At 42.9% G+C, this 7937-nt stretch carries 9 protein-coding genes; 4 read left to right on the top strand and 5 right to left on the bottom strand.

Annotated elements, in window-relative coordinates; translation table 11 throughout:
- Positions 1 to 242: 242 nt before the first annotated feature.
- From HUJ21_RS07315 to HUJ21_RS07305, 3 genes are all read right to left on the bottom strand, one after another.
- On the bottom strand, positions 243 to 1124 hold the full coding sequence (locus tag HUJ21_RS07315) for a bestrophin family ion channel (RefSeq protein WP_291368309.1): 882 nt from the start codon (positions 1122 to 1124) through the stop codon (positions 243 to 245).
- A gap of 155 nt (positions 1125 to 1279) precedes the next feature.
- On the bottom strand, positions 1280 to 2527 hold the full coding sequence (locus HUJ21_RS07310) for an acetylxylan esterase (protein ID WP_291368307.1): 1248 nt from the start codon (positions 2525 to 2527) through the stop codon (positions 1280 to 1282).
- Between the two features lie 25 nt (positions 2528 to 2552).
- On the bottom strand, positions 2553 to 3518 hold the full coding sequence (locus HUJ21_RS07305) for an alpha/beta fold hydrolase (protein WP_291368305.1): 966 nt from the start codon (positions 3516 to 3518) through the stop codon (positions 2553 to 2555).
- Positions 3519 to 3785: 267 nt separating this feature from the next.
- On the opposite strand from HUJ21_RS07305, the gene HUJ21_RS07300 reads away from it, so the two are divergent.
- The 4 genes from HUJ21_RS07300 to arsB are packed head-to-tail and all read left to right on the top strand — an operon-like array spanning position 3786 to position 6722.
- On the top strand, positions 3786 to 4127 hold the full coding sequence (locus HUJ21_RS07300; protein ID WP_291368303.1) for a metalloregulator ArsR/SmtB family transcription factor: 342 nt from the start codon (positions 3786 to 3788) through the stop codon (positions 4125 to 4127).
- Between the two features lie 11 nt (positions 4128 to 4138).
- A complete protein-coding gene (locus HUJ21_RS07295; protein ID WP_291368301.1) occupies positions 4139 to 5017 on the top strand; it encodes an arsenite methyltransferase in 879 nt (292 codons plus the stop codon).
- Between the two features lie 35 nt (positions 5018 to 5052).
- On the top strand, positions 5053 to 5688 hold the full coding sequence (locus HUJ21_RS07290) for a protein-tyrosine-phosphatase (RefSeq protein ID WP_291368299.1): 636 nt from the start codon (positions 5053 to 5055) through the stop codon (positions 5686 to 5688).
- On the top strand, positions 5685 to 6722 hold the full coding sequence (gene arsB, locus HUJ21_RS07285; RefSeq protein WP_291368297.1) for an ACR3 family arsenite efflux transporter: 1038 nt from the start codon (positions 5685 to 5687) through the stop codon (positions 6720 to 6722). Before HUJ21_RS07290 ends, arsB begins: the two co-directional genes overlap by 4 nt.
- An 8-nt stretch (positions 6723 to 6730) precedes the next feature.
- On the opposite strand, the gene HUJ21_RS07280 is transcribed toward arsB, so the two are convergent.
- A complete protein-coding gene (locus HUJ21_RS07280; protein WP_291368295.1) occupies positions 6731 to 7270 on the bottom strand; it encodes a hypothetical protein in 540 nt (179 codons plus the stop codon).
- A 7-nt stretch (positions 7271 to 7277) separates the two neighbouring features.
- Positions 7278 to 7829, bottom strand: a complete 552-nt coding sequence (locus HUJ21_RS07275; protein WP_291368294.1) for a hypothetical protein — start codon at positions 7827 to 7829, stop codon at positions 7278 to 7280.
- Positions 7830 to 7937: the final 108 nt, after the last annotated feature.

Raw genomic sequence — 7937 nt, 5'->3', positions numbered from 1 at the left:
AAACTAATGATTTTCCGAAACTTATGCTATTACTTTTGCAAACATATGGCCTTCGGGGTAAATTTACAGGAAAATAGCAATTTTGGTATAGCCAAACCAGTAATCATTTTAGGAGAGATAGAATTGAAGGTGTAACTAGAGAACATCCAAAGGAAGCAAAAATTAAAGCCGGGGAGACCATTCATAGTGCCGGTAAGCAGGCTGTTAATTAAAGATGTGGTCTAAATGTTAGGTTTACACCATTATTTCAGAATTTCCTTTACATTATTATTGATGTTGTCTGCTATTTTTTCCATAGGCAGGTCATTGATATCCGTACCAAAAGGATCCTCGATTTCTTCAGCAATCAATTCCAGGCTGGCCAGCACATAAAAGATGAAGGTTGTCACAGGGATGGTAAAATACCCTAAAGTCAACGCCAACCCAAAGGGAAGGGTAATCACATATAAAAAAATAAATTTTTTGATAAATGAACTGTAACTAAATGGTATGGGTGTATTTTTTATGCGCTCACAAGCCCCGCATATATTGGTAAATGAGGCCATTTCTTCATTTAGGGTAATGAGTTGGTCACCTGAAATGACCTTGTGTTTGTACAGGTCATTGATTTTAAAGATGATGCTTTCTGCAACCCTGTTTGGCACATGGGTGTTGTCTTTAAAATCAGGAAGTTCAGGATGAGGCTTTTCATCCAATTGAAATTTTGTGCTTTGCTTTTGCAGGTGTTTTTGCAAGGAAGCGGCATACAAAGGGATTACCTGTCTGAAAAACGTTTTTGTCCCCTGATCATCATCAGGCAAATATACCTGCATCTTTATCGCCAGATTTCTGCTGTTATTCACCAGGCTTCCCCAAAGCTTCCTTCCCTCCCACCAGCGGTCATAAGCAGTGTTGGTCCTGAAAACCAGTAGCATGGATATGGCAAAACCCAAAAGGGAATGCATGATGGTCAGGTCTTTGGCATAACTGGTTTCAGAAAGCCTGAGGAAATAGACTTCCAGGTACACGATGCCCCAGGAATACAAGGCCATAAAAACCAAACTGGGCAATAAGGTCCGTATGGTATCTGACTTGGTGATTCTGAAAATGGCATTCAGCCAATCCTTGGGGTTATAATAAAACATCTTGAAAAGCTCGTTAAATAATTTTAAGAAGGTAGCTTAAAAAATATAACATTATAAAAGGCAGTTTCCAAAATTCCGGGCTGCAACACAGCGTTCTTTTTTTTCCAAAAATTCCAATAATTGGGTTATGCTACGATGATTTTTCAGCTTGTACCCTACCAATGCTTGTCCGCAAAAATAAAATATTGGTGCATGTCAAAAGGCAACATGCCATGTCCCCCACTTCTTACATGGTACCCAATATCTCCCATTATGGGTTGGTCAACGGCAGGTTGCTTATTTTCGGGCATGCCTGTTTTGCCAAATAATTGATATACCGGGTTGGCATACAGCCCACTTTGAAACTCTCCCTTTGGATCTGCCCATCGGTCCTCCTCTCCACTGGCAATGTATACCGGCCGGGGAGCCATCAGCGCAATGAGTTGGTGCTGGTCGATGGGAAGTGCGGCTTCATTTTCGCTGTACTGATCAAACCGTTTTGCAAACCAATGCGGAAAGGCCCTGTTGATCCTTCCTACAGTTTCCCCGTACTCCCTTCGTGAGAGGGCTGCCCCGCCGCAACCAGAATTATTCGATATCACCAATGCAAAACGGGTGTCGGTGGCCCCGGCCCAAAGGGCGGCTTTGCCCAATCGGCTGTGGCCTAAAATGGCTACTTTTCCAGCATCTACTGCGTCCAGGGTAACCAGGTAATCCATCACCCGGGAAAGCCCCCAGGCCCAGGCAGCCACAGCTCCCCAGGAACTTTCGTTTCGCTCTTCCTGATAAAGTGCATGTACCCCATTTTCAAAACCATCGTCAAAATCAGGGTCCAACTCTCCATAGTACAGGGTTGCTATTCCATAACCCCTGTTGATGGCTTCTTCAACTGCCCAATTCTCCCGCCTCAAACCTCTGCCTTTCTCAGAAGCCTTGTGATCTGTAGCACCATAAGTGGCATTGTTTCTGATCCAGGCATCCGTAACCCGGATGGTCGGGTCATCGGACAAGGTATGGTTGCCATAAAAGTTTAACCCCAAAATAACAGGGGCTGCCTGTTCAATCTTCGGCAAATAAATCAAAACATATATATCAACTTCCTTCCCATTGCGCTGTAAAGTCAGTTTTACTTCCCTTCTTTCTGCCTTGTCTCCGAGAGCATTTAGATCTTCGGAAATAATTTCTGTCCCAATTTCACCATCCCAGGCCGGACTAATGCCATATACTTCTGTTTCGAAATACTTTATAGTTTCGACACGCTTTTTTTCCCAGTCCTCCAGACTGTTTACCTTTTCCCCGTTTTCAAAGGCCAAAGGATCAGGCAACTGATAATCAGGAACTTTTGATTCATCGTAATTGGGTATGAATTCCTGTCCAAAAAGGAGGGTGGGAAAAATGAATAGTAAAAGGCAAATGGATCTCATGTCAATTGGGTTTATTTTTTCCAATTTACAACCAATCTCTCAAAAACTGCAAAATATCCTTTCTCATCTCAGCTGTTTCTTCATGGGCCACAGGGTAAATATTTAATTTCCAGGCTTCAGGGGCACCATCTTTTTCATAGACCTCCTGTAGATTTTTATCGATAATTTTAAGCCCTTCCATGGGCGTTAGGGGATCGAACTCCCCTGCCAGACCCAAATGTGGCCTGGGGGAAATCAGGGCATTGATGGATGAAGTGGTAAAATGATTCAGCAAGTCCGGAACGTAATAATAAATACCATGAAGCCGGAGATCTCCCTGCTCCATCAGGGTGTGAAAATCTGTCAGGCAGTTCAGGTCCACACAGACCTTGATTCGCTCATCCAAAGCGGCCAGCCACCAGGCCATGGTGCTGCCCATGGACATGCCCATGGTGGCGATGCGGTCCTGATCAATATCATCCCTGGATACCAGGTAGTCCAGGGCCCGCAAGTTGTCATAGACCATCATGCCAAAAAGAACTTGTCCCTGCCAAATCATCTCTTTAAAAATATCCAATTCAGCCCTACCCGACCTTTCACCAAAACCCCAGGAATCTATGCACAACCCGGCATAGCCTTCTCTGGCCAGGGCAAAGGCATAAGGAGGTGATTGCATTTCTTTTCTTCCCTTCACAAATTCATTTTTTCCTACCTCGTATTGCCCAAAATGGGAATGGTTGAAGAGTACCACAGGCAGTTTGCCGCTTGCATTTTTGGGTTTGGAAAAGTAAGCGGGAACCAACTCCTGCCCATTCAAATCCAATAAAAGTTTTTGTATGATGACCCCTTCTTTCTCTTCAGTGGAAATGAGCTTTGCCTCAATAGGCCGGTCTCTCTCAGGCAGCCGCCCCAACAAATTGTACAATTTTTCCCGGTTAAAACCCATGTTTTCAACTACCTGCATGGCTGATGGGGCTACTTCTTCCTGGCAAAACACAGCGTTGGAAGACATAATAAACAACAAAAGAATGCAACAACATTGGCTTATACGGGTCATTTGGGATCAATTTGATGAAATTTAGGGCTTTGCAGGCATAAAATAAAAGCTTTTCCCGCATTTTATTTGAACCGTAAGAATGATGCGTAAAATTTTTTACTTATTCAATTTATCGTAATATTGCAATATATTAATAATTAAAACAGGCGATTCAAGCCTGGACGGGCAAAACCAGGACCTAAGACGATTCCTGATTTGTGACAACTACAAATAGTAACATACATGGGGCTAACCAAAAGTGATTTGTTCAGTGCCACCCAGAATGAACTGGCGGCAATAGCCAAAGTATTGGCACATCCGGCCAGGGTGGCCATCATTCAATACCTGCTAAAGTCTAATACCTGCATCAATGGGCATTTGGTGGATGAATTGGGCCTTGCCCAAGCCACCATTAGCCAACACCTAAAAGAGCTTAAAAACAGTGGTATCATACAGGGCACCATAGAGGGGGTCACGGTAAGTTACTGCATCAACCCGGGGCGTTGGGAAGAAATCAAAGGTATTTTCAATACCCTTTTTGAAAGTTATCCCAGCCCTGATCCCAATTGTGGTCCAAATTGCTAAATCAAAAGAAAATGAAAACATCAGAAGGATTAAAAAAACTGGTTCAGAAAAAATATGGCGAAATCGCCCATCAGGAAAGTGGTTCTTGCTGTTCAAGCGCTGCCGGGACAGAAGAAGTTTATCACCTGATGACCGATGATTATGCCAAAGTAGAAGGGTATCATGCAGCCGCAGATCTGGGCCTGGGTTGCGGATTACCCATCCAATTCGCCAAAATTCAGAAAGGCGATACCGTTATAGACCTGGGTTCTGGCGCGGGTAATGACTGCTTTGTGGCCCGGCATGAAACTGGAGCCCAAGGAAAGGTGATCGGCATTGATTTTACAGCCCCTATGATCCGGAAAGCCCGTGTCAATGCAGAAAAACTGGGGTATAATAATGTGGAATTTCGGCAAGGAGATATCGAGGACATGCCTGTTTCAGATAATGTAGCAGATGTAATCGTCAGTAACTGTGTGCTCAATTTAGTACCGGACAAGCAAAAAGTAATCGGAGAAATTTACCGTACCCTTAAGCCTGGAGGACATTTCAGTATTTCCGACATTGTGTTGGTGGGAGATTTACCCGAAGCTTTAAAGACCGATGCTGAAATGTATGCCGGATGCGTGTCAGGTGCCATTCTAAAAAATGACTATATCGCTTACATTCAGGAGGCTGGGTTTATAGATATTGCCATCCAAAAGGAAAAACCAATTACGCTGCCTGATAGCATATTGGACCGGTACATGGATGCGGATCAAAAAGCCGATTTCAAATCCGGGGAAACCGGCATATTCAGTATCACCGTGTTTGCCAAAAAACCTGGCATCAAACCCCTAAAAACCCTTGCAAATGCAATCGGGGACCAAACCAGTACTTGTGTTCCCGGCAATTCATCAGGATGTTGCTAAACCATTACCAGCCACCAACTTTACTTCTCACTTCCATGTCAGTATCCAACAATGAATTATTTCCTGAAATAGAAACGATCATAAAAAATTTGGATTTTCATTCTATTTCAGCCGACAGAAAGAAGCTATTACAATCTCTGGTTGATTATATTCAGGATAAAGTAATGCATAATAAGGCATTAAGAATCAACTTTATATGCACCCACAACTCACGCCGTAGCCACCTGTCTCAGGTATGGGCACAAACACTGGCTACCAAATATGGCGTACCGAATGTGAATTGTTACTCGGGGGGTACGGAAGCCACAGCCCTCTTTCCCATGGCTGCTAAAACATTGACGCATCAAGGTTTTGAAATCAGTACCCTTTCGGAAGGCAATAACCCGGTGTACAGTATCAAGTATGGTGAAAATGCCCATCCTGTCATAGGTTTTTCCAAAACCTATGATGATACTTTCAATCCAAAATCGGACTTTGCGGCTATCATGACTTGTTCGCAGGCAGATGCAGGTTGTCCTTTTATTGCGGGAGCAGAAAAGCGCATCCCGATTACCTATGATGATCCAAAGGCATTTGACGATACGCCACAGCAAGCTGAAAAGTACCTGGAGAGAAGTCTACAGATCGCTACTGAATTGAGTTTTGTATTTTCTAAAATAAAGCTGGAATGAGCACCAAAACCGAAAAAAAAGAAATTGCTTTTTTTGAAAGGTACCTGAGCCTTTGGGTAGCCTTGTGTATTCTGGGAGGCATAGGTATTGGCTTTGTTGCCGGTGATGCCATGGCCTTTCTCAGTTCCCTGGAGATCTATCAGGTAAATATACCCATTGCCATCCTGATCTGGTTGATGATCTATCCCATGATGCTTCAGATTGATTTTTCCAGTTTGAAGAAAATCGGAAAAAAACCCAAAGGCATTGTGCTCACCCTGGTGATCAACTGGCTGATCAAGCCTTTTACCATGACTTTTTTCGCCTGGCTGTTCTTTTCCAATATTTATAGTGCCTTTATTTCGCCTGAATTGGCAGGAGAATACATTGCCGGGGCCATTTTACTGGGAGCCGCTCCCTGTACCGCCATGGTCTTTGTCTGGTCTTATCTCAGCGATGGAGACCCCAATTATACGCTGATGCAGGTATCTGTCAATGACCTGATCATATTGGTGGCTTTCGTCCCCATTGTAGGCTTTCTCTTAGGGATTACTGACGTGTATATTCCCTACGAAACCCTGATCATCAGTATAGTTATTTATGTGGTAGTTCCTCTGCTAGCCGGGTATTTGACCAGCCGGACTTTGATCAGGGCAAAAGGTGAAAGCTGGTTTACAGAAAGGTTTTTGCCAAAATTTAAACCTGTTAGTATTCTTGCCCTGCTATTGACCCTGGTTTTACTGTTTGCCTTTCAGGGTGGAAATATCCTGGATAACCCCTGGATCATTTTCTTCATTGCCATTCCATTAGTGATCCAAACCTACTTTATTTTCTTTATTGCCTGGTATTCTGGAAAAAAGCTAAAGCTGACCCATGCCGTTTGTGCGCCGGCTGCCATGATAGGAGCCAGTAATTTTTTCGAATTATCGGTGGCTGTAGCCATTGCACTATTTGGCCTGGAAAGCCCCGCAGCCCTTGTTTGTGTGGTAGGAGTACTGGTAGAAGTTCCGGTGATGCTTTCCCTGGTAGCCTTTGCCAACAAGCAGAAATATTAATTTCCAATTCAATATTTTGAAAGTGGGAAATGGTAGGCCAAATAAAAAAGTACCGGCCAGGGTTTTGAATTGACGTGCATGTAGGGGTTTTGTTCGATTTCCTCCAACCTATCTTTATAACTTGAAGATCTCAGAGGAACCAGGAAACCTATGTCCCAAAATACTCCGGATTGTACCAAAGAATTAATTTTGAGCCCTGATCCAAAACTTGGACCCCCAAAGGCACCATTCATCTCTTTGGCCCCTTTCATTACAATGACGGCATTGTACCCATACATCCCGGTAAAGTAAAATTCATAATCCTTTTTACTTGGCACTATCAGTTTTAATCCCCCATTGACCCCTATTCCGGTCAAGTTATAACCCAATCCCAAAAATGCATTGACATTATTGGCAGTATTGTAGGAAATTTGTGTTCCAAACCCTCCATAAGGCAATCCAATACCCAGGCCCAGGGAGCTCTTGCCCTCGGCAGAACTCAGGTGTTGGGAAAATAGATCTTCAATACCAAGAGACAGCACAAAAATCAATAAAAAGAAAGATTTCATGACCAGTCTAATTATGGTAAAAGTTTGCAGGCAATTGGGTGATTTTCTTTCCCTTTTCCTTGTCAGAAAGGTACTTTTTCATTCCATTTTGAATATAATATTCCAGTCCCTCCGCTTCAGTAGAAAAATCTGATTCTTGAAGTGATACAGGGTCCCTTTTTAAGATTGTTTTCCCAAGTCTTTTTTTGGATCGCGCATCATCCCCATCAATTGGAATCAATCGCACAGCAGCCTTTAAAGCACCTGGAGTTGGCCTGACCTCAATAAAATAAACTTTGTCCGGCATCAGACTTGCTTCCACAAAGGCCCTGTTCTCAGAAGTAACCCAAAATACATGTTCACCAGGATCACATTCATACATAAAGTAATTTCTACCTCTGAATTTTCCCAGATAGTTTTCCCCATCAAAGTATTTGAAGTTAATCAGGGCTCCGGTACCTGAAGATCTGACAAAATAAACCAATGATTTGCCTTCAGCGGGAATAGCAAAATCTTGTGCCCTTGCGACAGATAATAGGCATAAAAAACAGAATAAAAGAATAAAATAAAAGCGTTTCATATAATTTTAGAATAAATTTAAATAAATACGTCGATAAATAATCCCTTGACTTAAAAATTGATTTTAAAAATGAACTGTGAGCATTTTTTTTCCACTAGCGCTCAATTT

This window comes from Cyclobacterium sp. (assembly GCF_014762705.1).
Taxonomy (GTDB): Bacteria; Bacteroidota; Bacteroidia; order Cytophagales; family Cyclobacteriaceae; genus Cyclobacterium.
Note: the sequence above shows the minus strand (reverse complement) of the source record. Positions and strands in the feature narration are given on the sequence as shown.

What these genes read in the sequence shown, in the direction of transcription:
- HUJ21_RS07280 (WP_291368295.1), bottom strand. Translation starts at nt 7,270, where the DNA reads ATGAAATCTTTCTTTTTATTGATTTTTGTGCTGTCTCTTGGTATTGAA.
- HUJ21_RS07290 (WP_291368299.1), top strand. Translation starts at nt 5,053, where the DNA reads ATGTCAGTATCCAACAATGAATTATTTCCTGAAATAGAAACGATCATA.
- HUJ21_RS07315 (WP_291368309.1), bottom strand. Translation starts at nt 1,124, where the DNA reads ATGTTTTATTATAACCCCAAGGATTGGCTGAATGCCATTTTCAGAATC.
- HUJ21_RS07300 (WP_291368303.1), top strand. Translation starts at nt 3,786, where the DNA reads ATGGGGCTAACCAAAAGTGATTTGTTCAGTGCCACCCAGAATGAACTG.
- HUJ21_RS07295 (WP_291368301.1), top strand. Translation starts at nt 4,139, where the DNA reads ATGAAAACATCAGAAGGATTAAAAAAACTGGTTCAGAAAAAATATGGC.
- HUJ21_RS07310 (WP_291368307.1), bottom strand. Translation starts at nt 2,527, where the DNA reads ATGAGATCCATTTGCCTTTTACTATTCATTTTTCCCACCCTCCTTTTT.
- HUJ21_RS07305 (WP_291368305.1), bottom strand. Translation starts at nt 3,518, where the DNA reads ATGTCTTCCAACGCTGTGTTTTGCCAGGAAGAAGTAGCCCCATCAGCC.
- arsB (WP_291368297.1), top strand. Translation starts at nt 5,685, where the DNA reads ATGAGCACCAAAACCGAAAAAAAAGAAATTGCTTTTTTTGAAAGGTAC.
- HUJ21_RS07275 (WP_291368294.1), bottom strand. Translation starts at nt 7,829, where the DNA reads ATGAAACGCTTTTATTTTATTCTTTTATTCTGTTTTTTATGCCTATTA.